Origin of the sequence: Paenibacillus sp. FSL R10-2734, assembly GCF_037963865.1 — a bacterium.
Lineage (GTDB): Bacteria > Bacillota > Bacilli > Paenibacillales > Paenibacillaceae > Paenibacillus_AQ.
The window spans coordinates 2073829-2099724 of sequence record NZ_CP150170.1 but is presented as its reverse complement, the minus strand read 5'-3'; the positions used below and the strand labels follow the sequence as shown (position 1 = coordinate 2099724).

Genomic DNA, 25896 nt, shown 5'->3' with positions numbered 1-25896 from the left:
TGGTTGGACAGTGGGCGTTTGGGATAGTGGCAATGATATACAATATGCATTTTTCGTAGGCTAAAGAAGGTTTACTATGGGTAGGATGTTATGCGGTGCACAGTGGGTGTGATGATGTACTAGGATGCCAGAGGAGAATGATTTACTCGGTGTGGTTACTGTGTAGCGGGTGGTTAACGGACGATGGGCGATGGGGTGATGCGTTCTACGTTTGTGCAATGTACGAAGTGGGTCTAAAACTATTTAGGGAAAAACTCCCTGAAAGTAGGGATATTCGCTCTAAATGAACGAAATCAGGGAATTACTCCCTAATAAATAGGCTGTTTTCCTTAATTCCCGGGAATCAGGCATATAATTAGGGAGTTTTCCCCCAATTATATGCCTGACAACCAGAATCCTAAGAATTTCAGGGGGAAATTCCCTAATCCCTCTATAATTGTTTTACTTTTCGCTTCATTTGGAGCTTAAGTACGTTCTTCACTTATTGTTTTACCTAGGCCTCACTCGGTGCTCACTCGGTACGTCACTTGAAGCATCATTGGTCATCAATTGCAGCTTCAGCTTCAAGTGGTAATTCCTTTTACCTTTGTTCAGCCCCTTCTAGGTATTAAAGTTCGCCCGCCTAAGCGTTAGGAACTATCGGCAGCTTCACATGGCTTGGATACTTACTATTATGGTAAATAGTCTGCAGAACCGTAATCGCCTCTGTATCTTCATACGGGTTGCCACCAGTATTCGTATTCGGGAAAGCAACGAATTTACTGGACGAAGTAATCGAGAAACGAATTCGGTGTCCCACCGCAAATCTATGGGCAATATTCGGCATGAAAATATCGTATTCCTCCACTTGGCCTGGCGTGAGCAGTTCTGGTGCATCAAACCCATGACGATATTTAGCTCTGACAATATAGTTAGATAACCGGATAGAGTCTCCTTGTTCATTCACATCACTAAGCGTAACTACCCAATCCGTATCCTTACCTGTGCTAGCCGCGTAGATGACAGCAGACAATTCGCCAGCTATAGTCAATTCTTCCGTCAACACCTCACTAGTGTACACAAGAATATCATTCCGCAGCTCGTACTTCCGCAAATTTTCAGGCTCTCGCTCACCGCTATCATTCATTGGATCATTTGGGTTATAGACGTAAGTATCTTCTGGAGAATGCTCTTCTGGCGCTGAGAGTAGCTTCCCATCTCCATGTCCGGAATTTGCCCTGCCTCCACTGGATAAGTAGAACGGCGTAGTTGTAGCTTCAACCGGTGTCCAATCCTCCGATGTTCTCCATTGATTCTCACCTACGACATAATAAGAGGCTCTAGGCTCCTGATCTATCCCATTCGGAATACCTTTGAGGTAGCGGTCGAACCAACGCAGTACAGAAACATCGTAATCATAGACCACTGCATCATTGCCAAAGCTTACACCCTCATAGTCTCTGGCTCGATTCGGCCCATGCTCCCATGCACCCAGACGGATTTTGCGGTTCGGCACATTATGCTCAGTCAGCATTCTCCAAGTCTCCGATACACCAGGGCTGTCGCCGTCATACCAGCCTGAGATTACATACATAGGGACCTGCACCTGATCCCCACGCTCTGTAAAGGTACAGTTTCTCCAGAAATCATCATACTCCGGATGCTGGCTCCAAAGATCCCATGGTCCTGATGCTTTGCCGATCATTTGCTGAGGAATTTCCTTAATCGGTCTCGCATCCACTGCTGCTTCTGGGTTCACCGTAATCCCACCAAAAATATCAAAATCCGTCCGGGTACCCACAGATTGCGCAAGTGTCCAAGACAAAAGTGGCCAAGAACAAAGCGTTCCACCCTTACGCGCCGTATCTACAAATGGTGAGCCAACGTTCACTTCATCCACTACAGCCTTCAGATTAGGGTGCCCACTGGTCGCTGCCGAGACAACAACAAAGCCCAGATAGGACGCGCCCCACATGCCAACATTGCCATCTGACCATTCCTGAGCGATAATCCAATCGATCGTATCATAGCCATCATCCCGTTCATTATAAAAAGGGATCAATTCCCCTTCCGAATCCGCCCGACCTCTAACGTCCTGTGACACCACTGCATAACCTTTGTTGGCCCATCTCATAAAAATCTCTTTTTTCCCGTTACGGTCATAACAGGTTCTTACAAGAATCGTCGGCAGCTTCGTTCCCGGCTGAATACCCTCAGGAAGAAACACATCCGTAGCCAGTCTCACACCATCGCGCATCGGGATCAGATCCGTACCCAAATCATTCACACCATACTCTGGCTTGGACAAAAGGGGATCATCATAGACAACAAGAGGCGTCAGCTTCTCATATCCTGCTTTAACAATCAGCTCTATGCCATACCGATTCGGCGTTAGAAAAGCGATGATCTCCCCATCCAAGGTCACAATATCCAGTGCCGTCTCTTTTCGCAGCGCCCACACTTGTGAAGTCAGCTCATGGCCATCAATTACAGCCTGATATTGAATATGCTTTTGATAAAGATCGCCATTACCCAGAACTACCTCATCATTGACCCATTCAGCTTTAGCGTAAGTGTCGATGTGTTCGTGGATTTTTTGAAATGGGAGAACGGTCTTGAACTGGCTATCCAGCACGTTATCCTGCATTTGTGTTCGTCTGCGCGGATCGACCTTAGCATGCATGATTTGTTGTTTCGTAAAATGTATTTTTCCTGAATAAATGCCCGAACAGTAGAAGTTAAATGTAGTATTGTTCAAATATGTTGTCATCTATTTATCCCCTATCCCCAAATTTCTTCAAATACGCGCAGCCAGTTGCCACCCATGATCTTTGCAATATCCTCATCCGCATAACCGCGCGCCACTAAACCTCTAGTGAAGTTGATAAAATAACTATATTTTTTAAGCCCAGCAACGGTTTCAGTAGAAGGTCCGTCTCCTTTGGCGAATCCTAGCTTAGGTGCAATATGTTCTTTAAAATAAATCAATGACCAGAGCACATCGCTCATCGGCCAATCGGTTCCGATTCCAACATGATCCACGCCTACAAGCCGGATTACATATTCGATATGATCCAGCACATGATCAATGGTCGTATGATTAGGATCTTCATGCACAAACCACGGCATAGCAAAAATACCGATGACTCCACCCGTCTTAGCGATCGCGATGATTTCCTCATCACTTTTGCAGCGCATATGTGGATAGATGGCCTCTACACCCGTGTGTGAAGCAATGACCGGAGTTTTGGAATACTGACAAGCATCGAGCGTGGTCTGTTTTCCGCAATGTCCCGTATCTACAATGATCCCCAGCTTGTTTAAGCGCTCAATAAATCTTTTTCCATAATTCGTAATCCCAGCGTTCGACTGTTCTGCACAGCCTGCACCGATCTGGTTCTGATTGTTATAGGTTAATTGTAGAATTCTTAAGCCGAAATTATGTAACACATCTAATAGGTCCAAATTGGTACCTAGACCATCCGTTTCCTGCGCCGTGATAATACCCGCCTTATGAGCATTACGCTTGGCTGCACGGATGTCCTCTACGGTTAAAGCTTTAATTAACCAATCTGCGGAGTCGAACTGAAGCTGAACCTCAGCCATGCTCGTAATCATGCTATCCAAGGATTCTAAATGAAGCTCCCGATTCCCCGCCGTAATTCCTGACTTATACCATTCACTTTTATACTCAGGGATCTCCCCGCTGGCCGCTAGCTTTAAGATCATTTTAGCTGGCATGCTGCTGTATATCATCGGCTCATCTTTATAGGGCTCACACAGCGCTTTGATTTTTTCGGACACAGACTCTGGAATAGCACTTGGAGATAAAGGACCTTGGAACAGCAAATCAATATTAATATTCTGCTCATGCAAACGCACGGCCCGCGCTTCCTCTTGCTCCGTCAACTTGAAATCATATAAACCTTCATAAGTGCTCATCATGTGGTCGCTCCTTAGAATGCAATTTCGATACCTTTATGTAATCTAACAGCTTCATTATAAATGAAGTTTGCTGCTGCTAAATCCTCTATCGCAAGCCCAAGTCCTTTAAAAAGAGTGATCTCATCAGCTGTAGTTCTGCCCTCAATACTGCCACTGATCAGTTCACCGATTTCACCGATAATATGACCTGAAGTGATCATGCCTTCTTTTAGTGGAATTAAGTAATCCCCGGATTCATTATGCGTGGATTCCAAACGATCTACATATAACTTAGCTAACCGAACAGTCTCCGAATCCAGCTCACGATCTGCTGGTCTGCAGGCTCCAACCGCATTGATATGTGCTCCGGCCTTCAGCCATTCTCCTTTGAGTACTGGCTCTGTGGATGCTGTTACGGTACAAATGATATCTGCCGCATGAACTGCCTCTTGAACAGACTCTACAACAACGATTTCTACATCATATTTACGGCCCAGCTCTTCTTGAAAAGCTCTTGCCTTCGCAAGTGTTCTGCTCCATACCCTAACCTCACGAATTGATCGAACCAGCAGCATCGCTTCCAGATGGCTTTTGGCTTGTTCTCCAGTGCCAAGAATGGCAAGCACCTCTGCATCTTCTCTGGCCAGATAACGAGTGGCTACTGCGCTAACTGCGGCTGTGCGAATTGCTGTTATCTTTTGTCCATCTACAACAGCTTTCAGAACGCCGGTAGAAGAATCGAATAAGGTAACAAGACCTTGATGGGAAGGGAGATTACTCCCGTGATTACTAGGAAACACACTGATGATTTTGGCGCCTGCCACTTCTTCACCCTGCAAATATCCCGGCATTAAGCCAATCAGATTGCCCTTGTGCAGCGGGAGTACTTGTCTTAAGCTCTGTATGGCTTGTCCTGCGGACAAGTCCTTCAATACGGATTCCATAACTGTGATGCAAGACTCCATAGCTAAAAGCTCAGCTACTTCATTTTGATTAATGACTAGCATAAGACAATCCTCCTTTACTTCATTGTGAGAACAAATACGGGAATGCAAAATTATTCTTTATATCATAACTTATACGGTTTAAATATTCATGTATAAAGCTGGAAGTCAGCTATTTGTCCTTTTACGATTTAATCTCTATACTTAATATAGTTTATATTCTATTTTAAGGAGCTGACGATTAATTATGGCTGATCAAATAACTTTAGGTAGAACAAATTTACAAGTATCCCCTCTCGGACTTGGTGCTAATGCTGTTGGTGGGCATAATTTATTTCCCGGCTTAAATGATGAGACCGGTAGAAATATCGTTCGCAGCGCTCTTGATCATGGGATCAATTTCATTGATACAGCCTTTATCTATGGTCCAGGAAGATCCGAGGAACTGATTGGAGAAGTGCTGAGAGAAAGAGGCGGCCGTGACAATGTGGTCATTGCTACTAAAGGCGCGCACAAGATTATTGGTGATAAGACTACAATCGACAACTCTCCTGCTTTTCTAAGACAGTCTGTGGAAGACAGCTTGAAACGCCTGCAGACCGATTATATCGATCTTTACTATATTCATTTCCCTGATGAAAGCACACCTAAGGATGAAGCTGTTGGTGAGCTTAAGAAACTGAAAGAGGAAGGAAAGATCAGAGCTATCGGTGTATCCAATTTCTCCATTGAACAGCTGAGAGAAGCTAACAAGGACGGGCATGTGGATGTCCTCCAATCCCATTACAATCTGCTGCACCGTGATGCGGAGAAGGATCTGCTCCCTTACACGCAGGAGCATGGCATTTCTTTCGTTCCTTACTTCCCACTCGCGTCCGGCCTGCTTGGCGGCAAATATAAGCAAGGCGATACGTTCAGCGACATTAGAAAGAACGACCCACTGTTCCAAGGGGAGACGTTTGCCAAGAACCTAGAGAAAGTGGATAAGGTACGCCAAATTGCCAATGCCAAAGGTCTTGAAGTCGCTCATGTGGTGCTTGCATGGTACCTAACTGTACCTTCCATCGACGCACTTATTCCTGGAGCTAAACGTCCGGAGCAGATCGTATCGAATCTGGAAACGTTGAAGGTTCAGCTTACACCAGAAGAGATCAAAGCCATTGATTCAATCTTTAAGGCGTAATAGAGCGTAAGAGAGCGTGATAGAACCTTATATGTAAGTAATGTAAAGGGGGTTGTCCTAGAAGTCATGAAATGGCTGCTGGGGCAGCTCCTTTTTGCGTTGTTTGATTGGTTTGATTAATTTGATTGGTTTGATTGGTTTGCTGCGTTCTTGCGTTGCGCTTCAATATTCGATTATTTGGCTCTTTCGATCCCTCAAATTGTTCGCTTTACCATCCGTTGGATTCGTTTGATTTGTTTGAAGACTTTCTTTCAATTGATTCGATTCTTTAACTAACCTTTAACTAACTTCCCACTTCGCAGCCGCTATCGGACTCAGCCGACCTTAAACGCAGCATTATTGCACATTTTGCATCCTATCGGACCCCATAGCCGCTATTGGCATGAAATACACCTAATATGGCCCTCTTTCTACGGAATAGGGTCGCTGGAGTCCGAAACACTGCTCAAAAGACCAAAAATTCGCAAATAACGTCATCTGGGTCCGAAAACCTCAATAGACGTGTAAAACTCGGTAATATACTAGCAAAGACCAAAAATACTGAGTAGCGATTCTTACCGAATATCCTAAATTCTTTGTATTAGTAAATATTGTTTGCTATACTTTCTCTGAAATAACATTGGACTTTAATTTTTTAAAAAGGGGAATTCCTTGATGATTATTCAACCTAAAACACGCGGATTTATATGTACAACAGCACATCCAGAGGGATGCGCCAAACAAATAGAACAACAAATTGAATATGTAAAAGCACAAAAGAAAATTGAGGGACCCGCTAATGTACTTGTCATCGGTGCTTCCACCGGATACGGACTAGCTTCTAGAATTTCAGCCGCTTTTGGCGCTGGTGCGAACACCATCGGAGTTTTCTTCGACAAAGCAGCTGAAGGGCAACGTACAGCTTCTGCTGGTTGGTATAACTCCGCTGCATTTGAGAAGCAAGCAGCTGCACTCGGACTCAAATCACACAGTATTGTGGGAGATGCGTTCTCTGATGCTATCAAAGCTAAGACCATTGAACTCATCAAAGCTGAATATGGCACAGTGGATTTAATTATCTATAGCGTGGCTTCACCTCGTCGCACCCATCCGGTAACAGGAGAAACCTTCTCCTCCGTAATTAAGCCGGTTGGAACAGCTTATTCGAATAAAACCTTGAACTTCCATACAGGTGAAGTATCCATGACTACTATTGAGCCTGCTACAGAAGAGGAAGTACGTCAGACAATCGCTGTTATGGGCGGCGAGGACTGGAGAATGTGGATCGATCAGCTTCAAGAGGCTGGCGTGCTTGCAGATGGAGCTACTACAGTTGCATACTCCTACATTGGACCAGAGATCACCCATCCAATCTATCGCGATGGAACGATTGGCCAAGCCAAGCATGATTTGGAACAGACAGCGATCCAAATGAATGACCTGCTCGCATCAAAAGGCGGACGTGCCTTTGTATCCGTGAACAAAGCGCTTGTAACCCAATCCAGCTCCGCTATTCCTGTAGTGCCCCTTTATATCTCAGCACTTTATGAAGTGATGAAGGAAAAGGAGCTGCATGAGAACTGTATTGAACAAATGTACCGTTTGTTCTCTGAGCATCTTTACACTGATGGTGATGCTACTGCCGACGGAAGCTGCCTGATTCGTATTGACGACTGGGAAATGCGCGAAGATGTTCAGACTGAGGTTATGAAACGTTGGGATGAACTGACAACTGAGAATGCTGCCGACCTAGCTGATCTTGAAGGCTACCGCCAAGACTTCTTCAATCTATTTGGCTTTAGAACAGATGGTGTAGACTACGAAGCTGATATTGATCCGAATGTCGACATTCCTAATATGTACTAGTCTTTAACGCACAAGACCAGAACAAAAAATCCACCCCATCTTATTGTGGGGTGGATTTTTTTGTTTTTACACTTCAAACCACTTAGGGAATAATTGCTGCAGATAACGAAGCTTAACCTCCGTCTGCTTCATGCCTCCACCTTCATGTCCATTAAATGGATAGATGACAATTTCTTTCTCGCTCTGAATTCGATTGTATGTAGCAAAGTACATAAGGGCGGGACAAGTCTCATCCTTCAGCGCTACTGAAGCTAAAATAGGACACGTAATGCGCGTTGCCAGATTCATAGTATCAAAGTAGCTTAAATTATCCATTATCAGATCCGTTTGCTCTGGATGCTGCTTCAAATATTCAGCAATTGCGCCAAAAGCTCCATGATTTCCTTCGATCCGAGCGACCAGGTTACTATTGCTTGGTACATCAACCATGGCAAGCCTTGGACGGTTGTCTAGCGCTGCAATCGCCATGCCTAGTCCACCACCTTGGCTTGCGCCTTCAATAACAATCTTATCCGAGTCTATATCAGCTTGAGCGCAGGCAAAATCAATCGCTTTAAGACAATCCATATAAACATAACGATAGTAATATTCCATTTTGTTATGTACACCTTTACTTGTTACATTCGAAACAAAACCATGAGTATACATCGTATTATTGCCAGTTGAACCGCCTTGATCCCGACAATCGACGGATAGAACTGCCATGCCCATCATAGCCCAGTGCATTAACCCTGACGGCTCGCCTCGACTTCCATTAAAACCATGATAATGAATTAGACATGGAAAGGTATCTTTCTGTACAAATGTTGGGACCACAAGCCATCCACGAATACGAGTCTTATCCATACCGGAATAGGCAATGTCATAGACATTAACATGCTTACTAGGATAGTCAATCCGTGTACGCTCGGCTTGCAATGGAACTTGATTCGCCTGCTGTAACGTTTCTGCCCAAAATTCATCGAAATCATTCTTTTTCGTCAATGGTGGATAGTATTGATATAGTTCTTTAGTGATATGTTCAATGTACATTTATACTCTCCTCATATTGTGATATATAATCTGAATCTTCTATTTATAGTTACGGCATGACCATATTGTATGACTCTTCCATCTATACATGCCTAGTTGTGTTTCTTTTTGTACAGGTATAACTCAGACGTTTTAACTTTCCCCCTCTTTATGTTATGGTTTGATAGAATACTGCAGGTTCTACTAACATTTGAAGGAGTGAGTCACTCATGGTTAAGAAAATTAGTGTGGCGAATGGTGTACTCGATGTGTCCCAAATTTCGCTTGGCTGTATGCGGATTGCGGATTTATCTGCAAAAGAGGCTGATACACATGTACATAGTGCGCTAGAGCTCGGAATAGACTTCTTTGATCATGCTGATATCTATGCAGCCGGCAAGGCTGAAGAGGTATTTGCTGGGGTACTAGAAAATAATCCCGGTATGCGCGATAAAATGATGATTCAAACTAAATGCGGAATCCGTAATGGCTATTTTGATTTCTCCAAAGAGCATATCCTACAATCTGTGGAAGGCAGCCTCAAACGCTTGAAGACCGATTATCTCGATGTGCTCCTGCTTCACCGTCCGGACACGCTGTTCGAACCAGAAGAGGTCGCTGAAGCTTTTGACATTCTAGAGAGCAAGGGAATGGTGAAACACTTTGGTGTCAGCAACCAGAACCCGCTGCAAATCGAGCTGCTCAAAAAATATGTAAAACAACCGCTGCTGTTTAACCAGCTGCAATTAAGCATTATGGTCACTGGCATGATTGATGCAGGGTTCAATGTGAATATGACTAACGCGGGTTCAGTTGTCCATGATGGTGGGATCCTGGAGTACAGTCGCCTGCATGACATGACCATTCAGCCTTGGTCGCCTTTCCAATATGGGTTCTTTGAAGGCGTATTCTTGGACAACGATAAGTTCCCTGAATTGAACGAGGTCATTAACCGCTTAGCAGCTGAAAAAGACGTAACCAATACAGCCATTGCCATCGCTTGGATTCTAAGACATCCGGCAAATATGCAGCCTGTCGTTGGTACTACTAATACACAGCGCTTGCGTGATATTGCCAAAGCTTCCGAAATTACACTCACTAGACCAGAATGGTATGAAATCTACCGTGCTGCCGGTAATGTCCTTCCATAAACGTCAAAAGCCACGAAGTACGCTAACCACGTACCTCGTGGTTTTTCTTTTTGGATGGACTCTCAGGGATTCGAACCCTGGATAAATTGATTAAGGGTCAACTGCTCTAGTGAACAGCAATTCAGCTAACAATTTGCACAACAAATCAATACAGCACTAGGCATATAATGAACATAATAACAATTTAGCGATACTTTGGAGGTTATTATGAACTGGAAATCGGCGATTGAACATACGCTCTCCACCACCCGCCTTAACATTAAGCGCTTTGGTGACTCTTTTCCAATTGTAAGCCTGGGTGACGGCAAATATCATTTGACTGACCATACCGGCTGGACGGAAGGATTCTGGTCAGGTATTTTGTGGCTGAGCTACGAATACAGCAAAGACCCGGAGATTCACGCCGCAGCCATCCAAACGGTTGATTCTTTCAAGAAGCGCATGGAAGTGGAACAGGAGCTCGATCACCATGATATCGGATTTCTGTATTCGCTGTCCGCCAAGGCCCGCTGGATCATCGATAAGGATGAAGAATCGCGTCTGCTGGCGTTGCAGGCAACCGACATTCTAATGAAACGCTGGCGCTCTGTCCCGCAGCTGTTTCAAGCCTGGGGACCGGAAGGCGATCATGATAACGGAGCCCGGATTATTATTGACTGCCTGATGAATCTTCCGCTGCTCTATTGGGCAGCGGAGCAGACCGGAGACCGCAGCTATGCGGAATACGCGAAAATCCATGCCGAGAAGAGCCGCCGGTTCCTGGTGAGGGGAGATAATTCCTCCTATCATACTTTTTATTTCGACCAGCAGACGGGCAATGCCATCCGCGGAGGAACCGCACAGGGCTATCAAGACGGCTCAACCTGGACACGGGGACAGGCTTGGGGCGTCTATGGCTTTGCCTTAGCCTACCGCTATTTTAAAGAGCCACAATATCTGGATACCTCCAAAAGAATGGCCCGATATTTTCTGAAGCATCTTCCCGCTGACCATGTTGCGTATTGGGATTTCGATTTGCCACAGGAGGATTCCACGCCCCGCGACAGTTCGGCTTCCGCCATCTTTGTGTGCGGCCTCCTAGAGCTGCTGGAACATTTGCCGGTGGATGACCCGCAGCGGGCCTTGTTTGGTGAAGCCGTGGACAAATCTATGGATTCCCTGTTGAACCGCTACTTTACCGCAGGCAGTCCATCTGAAGAGGGCTTTCTGCGTCATGGCTCCTATTCTGTCAGAGGAAATTCGTCTCCCGATGATTTCATGATCTGGGGTGACTATTTCTTTCTGGAAGCACTGCTGCGTCTGCAGCAAGGCGTTCCGGGATATTGGTATGAGCGCGCCGGTGGCTGATATGAAATGAATGACCTATACTATAAATAATAACGGTTATTAAGGGAGTGTTCCATGGACAGGAACGATCATTCACCCCAAAAATTTGAACCTAGTTTATTTATGTTTAATTATAAATATGAAAATGAGGAATCCCATTGGTTCCACGCGCACCGGGGAATTGAAATGCTGTATATTTACACCGGCAGTGGAGAAATTATGGTAGAAAATCAGACCTACCCTATCCGGGATCATACGCTGGTCTGGTTTCAGCCCTATCAGCTGCACCGTGTGATGGTTCCTCCTACACCCAACCGTTCATATATCCGGACAAATCTGACTTTTGACCCCAGTCTTCTGGAGCATTATCTCTCCGTTTTTCCTTTCCTGGAGAAGTTTTTCCGCAGGATGTGGAAAGGCAGCCTGCAGAAGCCGGTTTTCTATGATTTGCAGGACACCCTGATTCCTGATTTGCTAGAGGAATTAGATCATTCCATAAATAACGCTGCAGCTGGCACAGAAGAAAATATCGGATTTCTGATGCTTCAGCTGATCCGGCAACTTCAAAAATACATATCCGGTGTCTTGACCGAAGTTAGCCCGCTACATTCACGCGGAGGATCACATGCAGAGCGAATCATCGAATGGCTTGATGAGCATTACAAAGAGCCCTTCAGCCTCGAAGCGCTTGCTGCCGCGATGCATCTGTCACCTTATCATATTTCGCATTTGTTCAAGCAATTTGCAGGCATCACGCTGTCCGAATACTTGATGCAGCGGCGTGTAAGAGAAGCTTGTATACTGCTCGCCAATACCGCTAAGTCCGTTAAAGAGATTGCGGCAGAAGTGGGCAATCTTTCCCCATCGTATTTCAGTCAGATGTTCAAAAATAATAAAGGAATTTCACCGGAGAAATACAGAAGGAGTATCCGCTGAAATCAGTTCAAAAATCACCCTTTCATAAAATGGAGTACTGGCAGCCATTTTACGAAAGGGTGATTTAAGTATATTCAAATGACGAATGGAGTCCACTGGATTAGTTTTGAGGGTAGCGTGAAACAACGCACAGATTGAAACGGCAGGATCAGCAGCCAATGGTCGAATGCGTCACCTGCTAGTAAAATTCGAGCGGCGTACTTCTCTACAGAATAACTTCAACCTTGACCGATGAACGTCCAGGATAAGGGGGAAGGACGTTACCTGCCACCTGTTCTCCATCAACGGTGATTACTTTGACGCCTTTGCAGACCTTGCTGACATTCGTAACAGTGATGTCATAGACACAGCCTCTGAAGCGCCGTTTTACCGTAAACCCTTCCCAATTTGCGGGAATACAGGGATCGACGGACAAGCCTTCCAGCACGGGCTTCACACCTATAATATATTGGGTGGCGGCGACATACATCCATGCAGCCGTGCCTGTTAGCCAGGAAACATTGGCGAGGCCGAACCTGTCAGACTCTGGCCCGAACAGGTTGGAGGCATAGACGTAAGGCTCTGCTTTGTAACGCCATAAGCCCGCCTTGTCCATAGCTACATTCGGCAGCAGCTGACGATAGTATTTATAGGCTAAATCTCCCCGACCAAGCATGCATTCAGCTATAATTGCCCAGGTGTTGGCATGACAGAATACCGCACCGTTCTCTCCCGTTCCCTTGTTGTAATTGGTCAAAGGATCAGCAGGATCGGGAAAGGTGGTAATGGAAGGATGAATTTTTTTGATGCCGAGCTCCGTGTCCAGCATTTCGCGGACGCTGTCCATTGCTTTCAAACCCTTATCTTGGTCCGCCATGCCGGACATTGTGGCCCAGGTCTGGGCGTTGAGCCAGATTTTGGCCTCATCGTGTTCATCGCTGCCGAGGAACCGACCATCATCCATAATGGCCCTCCGGAACCAACTCCCGTCCCAGCCGATGCTGTTGACCAGCTTACGCTGCGTCTCGTACATGGCTTCATACTGTGCGGCATCCTCCGGATGGCCGGCGAATACCGCAAGATCGGTCATCCGCAGCAGCACTGTTCCCAGCTGCATCGACGTCCAAATGCTCTCTCCTCGCCCCTCACGGCATACGCGGAACAGCTGATCGTTCCAGTCCGAGCGAAGCATCAACGGGAAGCCGTTTTGTCCCAGCTTCGACGCGGTAAAATCAATCGCCGCCTTCAAATGCGCATACACCGTTCCCTCACCACCGTCATAGTAAGGCACCCTTGTCTTCAGAAAAGTGGCATCTCCGGTTTCCGCCAGAAGATCCCATGCTGCCAGCGCAGTCCACAAATGATCATCGGAATGGATGCTCGTTACCGGGTCCCAGCCTTCGTTCGGAAAGAAGTAGTGATTCACATGCCCGTCCCTGTACTGCTGGCCTAGCAACAGCTTCAGCTTATCAAAGGCAAGCTCCGAGTCAAAGGGGATGACCGCCAAAATATCCTGCGCGGTATCCCGGTAACCGACACCTCTGAACGTGCCCGTGGCATAAAAGGAAATGTTGCGCGAAAACAAAAAGTTACGATGCGCCTGGTACGGATTCCAGATGTTAATCATCCGCTCAGCATCCTTATCCGGCAGACTGCTCTCCCACGCACCCAGGTAATTCACCCAGTTTTCTTTCAGCGCCTGAAAGGAGGCTTCTACGAATCCCGCTTCCCGGGAGTGGGTGATCGCCCGCACTATCTCCTGCTCATCCGCTGCAGTACCGAGAAAGACATTTATCGTGCGACTTTCCCCCGGCTGCAGCGTCAGGTTGAACTGCAGCGCACCGCATGGGTCGCCGCCCATCAGGGTCGATCTGGTGCAGCCTCCGTTTTCAATTGCCGCCGGATTGGATTCGCTGCGGTAAGAGCCAATGAATTCCTCGCGGTCACCGTCATAGCCGGCAAGCGGCATATCCGCAGCCAGATAGACGAGTGGTGTCTCCTCCGGTTTGGGTTGGTTCTCGACTCCGTACCGGTACACCAGCGCCTCGGCTTCATGGTACTGCACCGAGACCTGATGTTTGTTGTAGCACTGCCACTGCAGCTCACGCATAAATTCCATCATGCCAAATTCGGCGTAGGCATAGACCTTGAGCTCTTGCGGAGCACTGCCATGATTGGTTAAGGTCAGATTCCAGATCAGTGAATTTTCATAAGGCCCGACAAAATACACCGTTTGGGCCGCTATGTTGCCCTGACTTGCCTCAAACCGGGTATACCCCATGCCGTGGGAACTCTTCCACGCCTCTGGTTTATCTGAGGCGGGTTCGCTAGTCGGGCACCAGTAGCGGCCTGTTTCCGCATTTTGTATATAGATATAAGGGCCTGAACGGTCCATCGGCAAATGGAAGAAACGGTAGCGCGTAATGCGCCAGATCTGGGGCGACTTGTAAAAGGCTACACCGCCGCCCGCATGCGACAGCATCGTGTGGAAGGTACCGTTCGACAGGTAGTTCATCCACGGCGTAGGCATATCCGGCCGTTTGAATTCTACCTCCTTCTCGTCGTCCTTGAACATATAATAATCCTTGGGATTGGTATGTTTATGGGGATCAGCTTTCACTTGGTTCCAGCTCCTTCACAAGGTTATCAGGTTTATTTCGGCTCGACCTCGTCTAGTGTCAGCCTGTATTCTAGGCCCTTCATATAAGTGCCGTCAGGATTCAGAAAGGTCAGACCGATATTTAAGTCGCCGCTGCTTCCCCGAACTATCGCAATCAGCCGGTTGAGTCCGTTCTGCAGCGTAAGCTCCCGCTCCGGCTCTGTCACCAGAGCACCGTTTAAATAAATCTCATAAGACGCGGTTGTGTTGATACGCAGCTTCCCTCGGTGTAGCTGTCCGTCTCCCCCCCACTCCTCCGGCGTATGCACAAAGCAGCTCAGAAACCACGGATTTTTTCCCGCATTCGCTATAAGCAATGTACCGTTGCCAGAACGCCGCTCTTTCTTCTGCATCCAGCCGTAAAGGCCTTCGCCCAGATTATTCAAAGAAAACGCCGGATCGGTGTAGTACGCCTTCATCTCCCCATAATTAACATGGGGCGGACAAGGCAGTGCCATCATGGTTTCCACGGCCCACTCCTCATCCCCCTTCACACTGTCCAGCAAGCCGTCAGCATATGACGCACCTAAATTAGCGAGCAAACGGGTATACAGGCGGAGCGCCTTCTCACTTCCGGAGTTCGTCAGCAGCTGGGAGCAGAGCACGGAGCCTGTTCCCAGCTTGACTTCAGCCAGAAAGTTTCCGGATGGACGCGCGTTTCTGCGGTTCAGCTCCACCAGTGCGAGGCGGCTGTATTCCGCCGTGTAGCCATGGACGAAATAATCCTTCCAGGCCGTACCTTCAACGCTCGTGCAGAGAACCGTGGCATCCGGTATCTCCAGGCTGTCCGCAGCCAGCACCCGGTTGAGTACATCCCGCGGCGACAGAAACACCTTGTCGAAGCCGAACAGGTCGACCGGGCTGAACCCCTGCACGGCGGCGTGGACATAGTCCGCCGCCAAGTGATAGGCCTCGTGCGGCGCCACGCGCACGGGGCGGTCCAGCAGACGCGCAAGCGCAGCCTGCTGACTTGCCTCCGCCGGCAGGAGCAGCACCTGGCCGCCGGCTTCGGCATAACGCCGGAGCGCGCCTGCGGCTCCCGGCGCTTCCAGCATGCAGGCTTCGGCCACGATCAGGCCGAAGTCCTGCAGGTCTCCGCGCGCCGCTCCGTCCGGTGCGCCATCAACGGCCGGCGCTGGCGTATCCAGCGCCGTGTACCGCAGCCGCAGCTGTTCAAGGAACGCTGCGGCCTGCCCGCCGCGGCGCACCAGCGCTGCCGCGGGCAGGGCCTTAGCCCCGGCGGTGTCCCCGCCGCCGGCGTAGGCCAGCAGGTTCCGCAGCAGCAGGCATGCCTGCGGAACCTGCTCCAGATTGGCCATCAGCTCCAGCTGATTGGCCAGGAACAGGCCCTTTCCGCTGCGGTATTCCAGCAGCGGAGACCACAGATCGCCGCCGTCTCCGAAATCGCCTGTGCTGCATTCCAGCAGCAGGGTGAAGTCGCCCGTCACCGGCTTCTCGAAGGCAGCATGAATGATTGGCTCCGGCCCCTCTTCGCGCAGCTCCTCATGCCAGAACATCAGATCCGTGTCACTCAGCCCCTCCAGCACCGGATGTTGGTAGCTGCCCGCATGGGCACGGAGGAAAGGCCGTCGCGAGAGCGACAGCTTGCCCGGCGATAGCTGGTTCTGCTCAAGCAGCAGCAGCCGGCCGCCATGCGCGGCAAATGCCTTCAGCAGCGCCTCTAGTGTGCCATCACCATCCTCCACATGGCTGCCGACAATGAACAAATAATCAGCTGCCAGCTCAGCCAGCTGTGAACGATCCACCCGTTCACAGCCTGGAACAAGCCTGCGGATATGCTCAAAATCGCGATCCGATCCCCAATAGGCCGTTTTCCGCCGGACATTCACAGGCTGGTTCAACATGCTTGCGGACATGAGCCTGTACTCCAGGCGCAGCTTGTGTACCTGCCGCCCGCCGTGGAACAGCAGTGCTGTCAGCACCGCCTGTTCTCCATCAGCGGCAGAGGCAGGCATCCAATTCAGCTTAAGAATCTTATGCTCCGCTGGAGTTTGACGAAAGCTGAAGCTTTGCTCATGGACAAGCTTGTTCCCCTGCGAGATTACGAATTCTACTCTGACTTCCTGCCCGGATAGCGTGTCGTTGTAGATGTCGAAGCTACGAGTGACCGGCTTGTCGTCATAGAAGCAGCTGTTGTACTCAGCGGCAATGATTGTAGCCGGCTTAAACGCCTCAGCCATAATGGCAAAAGCTGGATTAGGGATATACAGCGGATATTCCTCCGGCAGCAGGCCGTTATGAATCGACAGCGAATAGGCCGGAATAACCTTTGGCTTCACTCCGGGCGATGCCAGTTCAGAAGACGGCAGAATAATGTCCTGCTCGGGCATTGCCCGCATGAAGTAGTGGGCGAAGTTGAAGGTGGAGATACCCGATACTCCCTGCCGCCTGGCGTATTCTACAAACAACCGCTCCTTCTGCGCCAACCCTGCTGTGCTCTCATCCGTCCCCCGGTAAGCCTGAAGACCGTTGTACATGCTGCTGTTCTGCGGACAAATATACCACCACCCGCCGTGTTCCCCGAAAGTCAGCGGAACCGTCCGGTCCCACTGGCTGATTGTACCGTCGATGTTGTAATGCCGGCTTTCTACTTCGGTGTGGTCCTTTGGCTGCAGCCGGTTGTCCCCCTCGGCGATCACCAGTCGGGTAGGATCAAGTTCGCGGATCTCCGCCATCAGGCCGGGCATATGCTGTTTGAAGCCATCGCGTCCGTCGACCCAGCGCATTTCATTCTGTAGGCTCCAGAGAATGACCGATGGATGGTTTTTATCGCGCTGCACCAGTCGCCGCACATGCCGCCGACAGTTCTCCACATAAGCGGGATGGTCCGCCAGCATCGATTTACCCGAGCCGTAAATCGCCGTCTCATCGACAATCAGCATGCCTTCTTCATCGGCGATACGGACATAATCGGACGGATAAGGCTCGGCATGCAGCCGGATGCTGTTAATACCGGCGGTGCGACAGATGCGGTACCAGTTGCGGATGTAAGCTTCCGTCATCTGAAGTCCCCCTTGAAAATGCCAGGAGTCGCCTCTCAGATTGACCGGAATACCATTCAGCATAAACTGCGGACCTTCGCACCAGAATTCTCGGAAACCGAATACTTGGTCATACCGGTCGATGACTTCCCCGTCTTCGAGCAGTTCCAGCACAGCATTATACAAAAACGGTTCATCCGGGCTCCACAGCCTGGTGCCGCTCCAATCCAGATGGAAGGAGGCGCTGTATACTTCGCCGCCACGTTCGTTCTCACACAGCCTAAGTTTCTCCGCAACGACGGCATCAACAGGTCCGGCTATGCACTCCGCAGACAGAACCGGCCCGGATTCGGCTGCCCCCCCGTAGCTTTCCTCACCGCCTGAAGCCAAAGAGGCTGTCACCGACTCCACTTCCGCCCCTTTTATGCCGGCACTGGTCACAGCCGGGGCTCTCATCTCTTCCATCTCTTCTGGCTCTTCTGGCTCTTCTGGCTCTTCTGGCTCTTCTGCCGCTCCCGCATCCGGCCCTCCCGCAAACTGCCGCAGCACGCCTTTCTCCCAGATGCCCAGCCTTACCGTAAGCGGACCTCTGGCCCCAGCTGTTCCTGTTCCGGCAGCCACAGCGTTCACCTCGATCCGTCCTTCCCTGACGGAAGTTCGGATCGTTACATCCTCAAGCGACAGCGCAGGAATACCTTCCAGATACACATCTTGCCAGATTCCCCGGCTGATTCTTCCATACCAGGAGCCCATAAGACCGGTTATTTTGGACATACCGTTTGGAAGTACGACGGTGTCGAAGCTGCTGCAGACAATATGTAGCTGATGCTCCCGGCCCTGCTCTACCCATGAAGTAATGTCGAGTCTCAGCGGCAGATATCCGTCTTCCCAAACGCCAACCTCCTGCTGGTCGACATAGATAACGGCCTTCTGCATAATACCGTCCAGCCGCAGCACGATCCGCTGCCCTGCCATACGCTCCGGAACGCGGAAGCTCCGGTGCAGCACACCCGCTTCAGCGGCATCCCACACCTCAGGATAGCCGTACAGGTCAAACGGGGCATACTCATATTCCGGGATGCTGCCGAATGATTTGCCGTCCGCAAGCGGGTAGGTCCGCCTCCAGCTGGAGGGTACCTGCAGTTTGCGTTCCTCATAGCTGATTGTTTCAGGCAGCCTTCGGCATTGCGGCTGATCATACAGGGGCATGAAATTCCATTCCCCGTTTAGACATAGTAGATTACGCATCTCTTGTTCCCCACTTTCCGGCGTAGACGCGTGCTTCGAGCACGATCTCCAGCTCCCGCCACAGCTCTTGGCCCGCAGAAGCTCCCTCCCATTTGATAAAATGTGGCTCCATCACTTCAGCCCAGTTGTCCGGCCGTAGCCGGGTCTTCAGTTTTCCTTCATAAGGAACAGGCTCACGGGTAGCCGGCTGCTCCGCATAAAAAAACAGCATATTCTCATGCAGACCGATCATGCCGTATTTATCGCCGTCCCCCGGCCGTTCCTCTTGGTATTGAAAGTGGTAATAAATATAACTGGCAGCCTCTTCTGGCTTCAGCCGCGCAAGCCGTCCGTAAGGCTTGCCTTCCTTGCTCCGGCGCTCCCAATGCTGCGCGGAGACAGGCTCTTGGTAATGAAAAATATCTATCATCGGCACCCAGTGGCGCCCCTTTTCCCCTCCAGGCCACACGGCAAGCTGCTCCGAGACCTCGGGCAGTAAAACTTCCGGTAAAACCGGCGTTCCGAGACATTCATAATACAGAAATAGCTGGCTGCCGCAGGCAAATAGGCTTAAATGGACCACTCGGAGATGCTCCATGACGTCGATAAGCGAATCAGAGACCTCTAGGCTCCGGAAGAGAGCAGCGGCCTTCTCACCTTCCAGTTCTTCAGCTCTATACAAACAGCGCTTCATTCCGCACCTCCCTATTGTGTTATTCACTCCCATGTTACTGCATGCAAACCTTTACCGCCTTGACGATGCTGACCTTGTTTAGCATAATGGCGACATTGTCTGCAAGAACATTAATGGGATATTTCTCAGACTTCTCCTCACAGGTTATCTAAAAAGCGCTCTCCCTCGCAGGAAGAGCGCCCAACAACATTTAAGACATAACCAAGAAGAGGATGTCATCGAACATCTTATAGGAGAAGCCGCTGATGTTATGTCTTGACGAAGCCGTCTGTGAGAGCATAAAGCCGCAATCCCTGTCCGTGATGAAGAGAACATCATTTTCCCGCTCCGACATATGATTAAGCGCTTTCAAGATATCTGACATCCATCCCGGCTTCACCGTCAAAATCAGCACATTATCATTGATAGAACCAAGGGAATCCCCATCCTCTCCGTCAAGGTCCAGTAGAATCAGCTGCAGCTTCTGCAGGCTAAGGACCTTGCCGCGGGCGCTCGAGTTCACAACTAGAGAAGCGATCGCCAGAATAGCAACAATAAGCATAAAATAATCCCGCCTTATTTTGCTTGTCAATCCGCGTTTCCGTGAGACGACTACCGCGATTCCTCTGCACCTGGCAGTGTATCCGGCTCTGCGTGGAACAAATCCCGCAGAAGTATCCGTGCTATAACCCTATGTCCTGATGCATCCGGATGGATACCGTCACCATATCTATACGAGGCATTAAGCGACCTCTCATGCCGGATATGCTCCAGCAGCGGTGTGCGCAGATCGATAACGCCATCAGCGGGACAGCCCCCGCTTAGCAGCCAATCCGCATAACGATCCAGCACATGGTCGTAATCTCTGTAGGGCGCCAAATAGCTGAAATCATCCGCTTCTGCCGGCTGCAGCAGACCATTCATTGACGGGGCGTCGAACGGCGGCGGTGTCATCAGCACGGCTTTGGCCCCTGCTTCACGAATTTGTGTGCTCAGCCGCAGCATCCCCGCCTGATAGGCTGCAAAACGTTCTTCCGAAAAGGGATAATAAATCCCGTCATTCATCCCGTAGCAGGCTACGACCACACCAGGAGAGGCTGCCTTAAGCTCTCTTGACAGCCGATCATGTACACAGGGCCGTGGAAAAGGATGTGCGGCTTCGCTAAGTCCCGAAGCCGTCTCGCTGGGAACACCGCCAGGGATCAGTTCTACCGTCAAATCCGGACGGCACACCTGTAGCCACTCCCGGGCTAAGCGGATATATATACCGTCAGCCGTAATGCTGTCCCCGAGGAACAAAATTACGAGATTCGCGGAATCTTTTGTTACTGTATCAATAATCGAATCAGTACTTAAATACAGCATGCTTTCCCCTCCTGACCATCGCGCAGATCTCCGACTTAGCCAAAACCAGCCGATGACCTGCATTCTAATGGTAGCGCCAACTGCCCCTTTCTGCCTTGACGATTTCGACCTTTTTTAGCATAATATGGCCATGACAACCAAAATACTTGCGCGGGACATCGGGCTTGAACCCGGTTTCACTTTTAGAATCCAGAAGTGCCCGCTGATCCATGATTACTATGTCCACAGCCATGACTTCTCCGAGCTGGTCGTTATTCTGTCAGGAAATGCCGTTCATATCATTGAGGGGAGAGAATATCCAGTCACTGCCGGCCAGGTTTTTCTGATCCACAGCAACGTTTCCCATGGTTACAAGAATGTCGACGGCATCGAATACGTCAATGTGATGTTCCAGCCTGAGCAGCTGCTGCAGCAGTCCGAGCTCAGGCTGATGCCGGGCTTTCAGGCATTATTCTACATTGAGCCTTTTTACCGGAAGGAAATGTACTTCAAAGGCATGCTCTCCCTTGAAGCAGAACAGCTCCGGGAGGCTACACGGCTGCTGGATGATATCCTCGAGGAGTATGACCGGCAGCCTGAAGGATACAGGCTAATGATCCGCACCTATTTTACTGCTCTGGTAGGCATGCTATCACGCTATTACCAGACCAGCAGCGGACACAAGGATAACAAGGCGCTGCGGATCGGTGAGACAGTCACCTTTATCGAAGAGCATTTTCTGCAGCCGATCACCCTGCAAACCATGGCGGATATGGCTTACATGTCAACCCGCCAATTTCTGAGAGTCTTCACCCGCAACTATCAGACCACCCCTATGGACTATGTAATCCGTAAGCGGCTGGACTATTCCTGCACGCTGCTGCGGAGCCCCGGCCTCACGATTTCCCAGGTGGCCATGGACAGCGGCTTTCATGACCAGAACTATTACTCCCGCCAGTTCCGCAAAGTATTTAATTGTACACCCAGCGAATACCGCGAGAGAATTCAGGATTCCTGACCGGATCCCAGGTAATTCCTAGAGCTCCTGCGGATCGGGCACGGTAGTTGCCTCTTCCTTTTGGCGCAGCCGTCGCCGGTAGGCTCCGGGCGTCACGCCGAACCTAGCGCTGAACAAACGTGTCATGTAATTCGGATCGTTAATGCCTACCCGTTCGGCAATTTCGGAGATGCCCAGCACCGTACCGCTAAGCAGTTTCTTGGCTTCTTCCAGGCGCCGCTGCAGCACGTACTGCAGCGGCGTGGTTCCGACATGCTGTTTCATGCACCTCGTAATATAATCCGCCTGGAAATGCAGCTCCTCCTCAAGTCCGGCAAGGTTAAACGGCTGTCTCCAGTGAATATCCAGATAGGCTGCAGCCGCTCGGGCTAGCCGGACCGCCGGCTCTGGCAGGGTAGTCTGCGCGCATTCCTCTTGCAGTGCCGCTAGCAGCTTGGCCAGCAGCAGATGAAGCCGAAGTGCGTTCTCGGCTTTCAGCCGGCTGTGAATCTCGTTCATCTCATGCAAGATCGGCTCCAGTGCCTCTACGTCAACAGCGGCGTACTTAGGCATGTACAGACGCTGTTGTGCAGAGGGCTCCTCATCCTCTAACTTTCCTTTGGCCAGCAGCGACGACCATGGGATATCCTCCTGCCGGATATGAGCCGGTTTATATTCATGGATGAAATGCACCCAGTAAATCTCCGTATCCTCTCGGCAGGCCCGATACCCTTCATGCAGCAGCCCTGCCTCCAGCACCAGTAGCTTTCCCGGACCCACTGCATACTCCTTGCCCTCTTCTGCCATATAGAGCGTTCCCCGCTTGACCAGCAACAGATCATACACGCCGAAGGTACGGGCGAAATGCCGGTCTCCCGACGACCAGACGGCATGTCCCACCGTGACAAATTGCGGCAGCGGCGGAATCGCGAATTCCAGGCACAGCACCATATATCTCTCCTGTCAAAGTCGATTTTATGCTAATTCAAGTCTATATTATCACTGGCTGCTCCGGCAGAAAAGAGTTATATTGACTGGGAATCCGCTTTTCATCCAATTATATAAGGAGCTGTATATCTATGCGTTTTCGTCAGGTTCACCTTGATTTTCATACTTCTGAAGCCATTCCCGGCATAGGCAATGAATTCTCCAAATCCCAGTTTCAGTCCATGCTGCGCGCCGGACATGTAGACTCTGTCACTGTGTTTTCCAAATGCCATCACGGGTGGGCCTATCATCCCAGTGAAGCCAATGAAATCCATCCGCAGCTCTCCTTTGATCTGCTGGGGGAAATGATCGCCGCAGCTCATGATATCGGAGTCCTTACGCCGGTATATTTGTCGGCTGGTCTTGACGAGAAGCTTGCCCGTCGGCATCCCGAGTGGCTGATCCGCGATGCCGAGGACCGCACACGCTGGGTAAAGGACTTTATGACACCGGGTTACCATGAGTTTTGCCTTAACACGCCTTATCTGGACATTTTACTGGCGCAAATCCATGAAGTGGTCTCCCGGTATGACGCCGATGGCATCTTTCTCGATATCGTCGGCGTCCGTAAATGCCGCTGCCTGTATTGCGTTGCCGCACTGCGTGCCTCCGGTCAGGACCCCCGCGACGATGCTTCTGTCATTGCCCTGGGCGAGCAGACTTATCTAAATTATGCACGCCGCGTCCGGGAGACAATCGATGCCGTAAAGCCCGGTCTTCCGGTCTATCACAACAACGGTCATCAGCAGCGGGGCCGCCGGGATCTCGTTCATGTCAACAGCCATCTCGAGCTCGAGTCGCTCCCTACCGGAGGCTGGGGCTATGATCACTTCCCGCTGTCAGCACGGTACGCCCAGACACTGGGCATGGAATTTCTCGGCATGACCGGCAAATTCCATGCCTCCTGGGGCGAATTCGGCGGGTACAAACATCCGAATGCGCTAAGGTTTGAAGCAGCGCTCAGCCTAGCCCACGGTGCTAAATGCTCCATTGGTGATCAGCTTCATCCTTCAGGCTTAATGGATGAAGCGACCTATGCCCTGATCGGCGCTGCCTACGCTGAGGTGGAGGCGAAGGAGCAGTGGTGCAGCGGAGTTGAGTCTGTTGCAGACATAGCCGTCTTGTCCCTGGAGGCAGCACGTGAGGCCTGTCCTGACGGGCAGGCATTGAGAGAAGAGCGCAATTTGGCCGACGCCGGTGCGGTGCGCATGCTGACCGAAGGCCATTACCTGTTCGACATCGTAGATACCTTCAGTAATTTTGCAGCTTATAAAGTGCTGATTCTGCCGGATGAGGTGCCGGTATGGCCGGAGTTGGCCACCGCAATTGCAGCCTTCACAGCTGGTGGAGGTAAGGTGCTCGCCACCGGGCGTTCAGGTCTGAACACAGCGGGCGATGCGTTTGCCCTGAACCTGGGCATCAACTGGCTGGGAACCAATCCTTACCGGCCATCTTATTTCTATCCGCATTTCACCCCGGGGCCCCTGCTGCCAGCCTCCTATGTAATGTACGGCGAAGGTCAGCTTGTGGAATTGCACGACGGACAATCACTGGGCCATCTGGAGAATCCATATTTCAACCGCGATGTGTTCACCTTTTGTTCGCATCGGCACACGCCTGGTACCAAGGAAGACAATGGACCAGGCATGGTCGAAAGTAGCAATGGAATCTATATCGCCTGGGATGTGTTCAGCGATTATGCAGAAGCTGGCCATCTTATCCTGAAAGAGATGGTGCTTCATGCGCTATCACAGCTGCTCCCCCAGCCTACCCTGCGCACCAATCTGCCAGCCCGGGGAATAACGACTCTGCAGTATCAGCAGGCGGAGCAACGCTATGTGAACCATCTGCTCTATGCCTCACCCGTGCTAAAAGGCTGCATTGAAGTTATCGAAGACATCGTGCCGCTGCGAGACATTTCCGTCAGCCTGCGTCTCCAGTCTCCTGCTCCCGTCCAGCGGGTCTATCTGGCCCCGGCGATGACAGAGCTTCCGTTTACGGTAGGCCAGGGTGAAATCACTTATATGATTCCTTGCTTGGAGAATCACCAGATAGTAGTAATAGAGCTGGCGCAGGCAAAATTGCCGGTAGAGTAAATTCGCTCACTCAAACAGAATCAGGGAGGTACAGCAACTTACATGGCTTCTGTGACCTCCATTCTGTGACATTCCTTCTCTTATCGCAATGTACACCCGATTCGAACATAAGCATACAGTACAGTGTAAAACTTATACTTTCTTATATTTTAAGAACAATGCCTGACGGAATCCTTGGAGGTCGAGTTACATTGGAGCGTGGGGAAGGTGTACATCCGTAATTCTGCACTCGTATCCATACACATATCCATAAACTATTCATGCACTCCCTTCGTAGAGTGCTTCCATGTACGGACCGTATGGCCCTTATTTCCGGTAAATGAGCACATTTTGTCGGGTTAACGGACCACATTGCACTTATTCCCTAAAAACAAGCCCATTTCCGGGTGATTTTCCACGAATAGCGGCGCTCCTGTCCGTTAGTTCGACTAAAACATGCATTTAGGAGGATATAAGGTCTTCTCTGTCCGTTATACATCCCGAAGAGGTGTGCGGTTCATTAAAAATAGGGCTCCTCGTTGCTACAAGTTGAATATATGTTCATAATTTCACTGTAGCAGAAAATAAAAATGAGACGATAAAGATATAGTATATTTCTGCAAAAAAAAGGTTTATAAAATCGCTTAGTAAGCA

The 25896-nt window shown here is 50.0% G+C and carries 17 protein-coding genes and 1 tRNA gene; 7 read left to right on the top strand and 11 right to left on the bottom strand.

All coding sequences use genetic code 11. The features are described 5' to 3' along the window. Positions 1-622: 622 nt before the first annotated feature. Genes NSS67_RS09240 through NSS67_RS09230 form a run of 3 tightly spaced genes read right to left on the bottom strand, consistent with a single transcriptional unit; the run spans position 623 to position 4910 of the window. Positions 623-2749 carry a CocE/NonD family hydrolase gene (locus tag NSS67_RS09240; protein WP_339319264.1) on the bottom strand — a complete coding sequence of 709 codons (2127 nt, stop codon included), beginning with the start codon at positions 2747-2749 and terminating at the stop codon, positions 623-625. 11 nt (positions 2750-2760) lie between these two features. Continuing rightward, positions 2761-3924: a membrane dipeptidase gene (locus NSS67_RS09235; RefSeq protein ID WP_339319263.1), complete on the bottom strand. Its 1164-nt coding sequence runs from the start codon at positions 3922-3924 to the stop codon at positions 2761-2763. A gap of 11 nt (positions 3925-3935) precedes the next feature. Then, the gene (locus NSS67_RS09230) at positions 3936-4910 is read right to left on the bottom strand and encodes an ornithine cyclodeaminase family protein (protein ID WP_339319262.1); all 975 of its coding nucleotides are present in this window, start codon (positions 4908-4910) and stop codon (positions 3936-3938) included. Between the two features lie 184 nt (positions 4911-5094). On the opposite strand from NSS67_RS09230, the gene NSS67_RS09225 reads away from it, so the two are divergent. Next, positions 5095-6030 carry an aldo/keto reductase gene (locus tag NSS67_RS09225; RefSeq protein ID WP_339319261.1) on the top strand — a complete coding sequence of 312 codons (936 nt, stop codon included), beginning with the start codon at positions 5095-5097 and terminating at the stop codon, positions 6028-6030. A gap of 654 nt (positions 6031-6684) precedes the next feature. Then, positions 6685-7875: an enoyl-ACP reductase FabV gene (gene fabV, locus NSS67_RS09220; protein ID WP_339319260.1), complete on the top strand. Its 1191-nt coding sequence runs from the start codon at positions 6685-6687 to the stop codon at positions 7873-7875. Positions 7876-7941: 66 nt separating this feature from the next. Here fabV and NSS67_RS09215 read toward each other — a convergent pair whose 3' ends face one another. Continuing rightward, positions 7942-8907: an acetylxylan esterase gene (locus NSS67_RS09215; protein WP_339319259.1), complete on the bottom strand. Its 966-nt coding sequence runs from the start codon at positions 8905-8907 to the stop codon at positions 7942-7944. A 209-nt stretch (positions 8908-9116) separates the two neighbouring features. On the opposite strand from NSS67_RS09215, the gene NSS67_RS09210 reads away from it, so the two are divergent. Then, positions 9117-10037: an aldo/keto reductase gene (locus NSS67_RS09210; RefSeq protein ID WP_339319258.1), complete on the top strand. Its 921-nt coding sequence runs from the start codon at positions 9117-9119 to the stop codon at positions 10035-10037. 55 nt (positions 10038-10092) lie between these two features. On the opposite strand, the gene NSS67_RS09205 is transcribed toward NSS67_RS09210, so the two are convergent. Continuing rightward, a tRNA-Lys gene (locus NSS67_RS09205) sits at positions 10093-10166 on the bottom strand. Positions 10167-10244: 78 nt separating this feature from the next. Between NSS67_RS09205 and NSS67_RS09200 the strand changes: the two genes are divergently transcribed. Further along, positions 10245-11384 carry a glycoside hydrolase family 88 protein gene (locus tag NSS67_RS09200; protein ID WP_339319257.1) on the top strand — a complete coding sequence of 380 codons (1140 nt, stop codon included), beginning with the start codon at positions 10245-10247 and terminating at the stop codon, positions 11382-11384. A 102-nt stretch (positions 11385-11486) separates the two neighbouring features. Further along, positions 11487-12299, top strand: a complete 813-nt coding sequence (locus tag NSS67_RS09195; protein WP_339319256.1) for an AraC family transcriptional regulator — start codon at positions 11487-11489, stop codon at positions 12297-12299. Between the two features lie 205 nt (positions 12300-12504). Here the strand turns inward: NSS67_RS09195 and NSS67_RS09190 are convergent, their stop codons facing one another. The 5 genes from NSS67_RS09190 to NSS67_RS09170 all read right to left on the bottom strand — a co-directional run bounded on the left by NSS67_RS09190 (position 12505) and on the right by NSS67_RS09170 (position 21204). Continuing rightward, on the bottom strand, positions 12505-14898 hold the full coding sequence (locus tag NSS67_RS09190; protein ID WP_339319255.1) for a glycosyl hydrolase family 65 protein: 2394 nt from the start codon (positions 14896-14898) through the stop codon (positions 12505-12507). Positions 14899-14930: 32 nt separating this feature from the next. After that, the gene (locus tag NSS67_RS09185; RefSeq protein WP_339319254.1) at positions 14931-19187 is read right to left on the bottom strand and encodes a glycoside hydrolase family 2 TIM barrel-domain containing protein; all 4257 of its coding nucleotides are present in this window, start codon (positions 19185-19187) and stop codon (positions 14931-14933) included. After that, positions 19180-19860, bottom strand: a complete 681-nt coding sequence (locus NSS67_RS09180) for a hypothetical protein (protein ID WP_339319253.1) — start codon at positions 19858-19860, stop codon at positions 19180-19182. The genes NSS67_RS09185 and NSS67_RS09180 overlap by 8 nt, the downstream gene beginning before the upstream one ends. A 190-nt stretch (positions 19861-20050) precedes the next feature. Beyond that, positions 20051-20401, bottom strand: a complete 351-nt coding sequence (locus tag NSS67_RS09175; RefSeq protein WP_339319252.1) for a hypothetical protein — start codon at positions 20399-20401, stop codon at positions 20051-20053. 50 nt (positions 20402-20451) lie between these two features. Continuing rightward, positions 20452-21204: an SGNH/GDSL hydrolase family protein gene (locus tag NSS67_RS09170; protein ID WP_339319251.1), complete on the bottom strand. Its 753-nt coding sequence runs from the start codon at positions 21202-21204 to the stop codon at positions 20452-20454. A 124-nt stretch (positions 21205-21328) separates the two neighbouring features. On the opposite strand from NSS67_RS09170, the gene NSS67_RS09165 reads away from it, so the two are divergent. After that, positions 21329-22201, top strand: a complete 873-nt coding sequence (locus NSS67_RS09165; RefSeq protein ID WP_339319250.1) for an AraC family transcriptional regulator — start codon at positions 21329-21331, stop codon at positions 22199-22201. Between the two features lie 18 nt (positions 22202-22219). Here the strand turns inward: NSS67_RS09165 and NSS67_RS09160 are convergent, their stop codons facing one another. Then, complete coding sequence (locus NSS67_RS09160) at positions 22220-23131, bottom strand: AraC family transcriptional regulator (RefSeq protein ID WP_339319249.1); 912 nt, start codon at positions 23129-23131, stop codon at positions 22220-22222. Positions 23132-23259: 128 nt separating this feature from the next. Here NSS67_RS09160 and NSS67_RS09155 point away from each other — a divergent pair, with 128 nt between their 5' ends. Continuing rightward, complete coding sequence (locus tag NSS67_RS09155) at positions 23260-25263, top strand: alpha-amylase family protein (RefSeq protein ID WP_339319247.1); 2004 nt, start codon at positions 23260-23262, stop codon at positions 25261-25263. Positions 25264-25896: the final 633 nt, after the last annotated feature.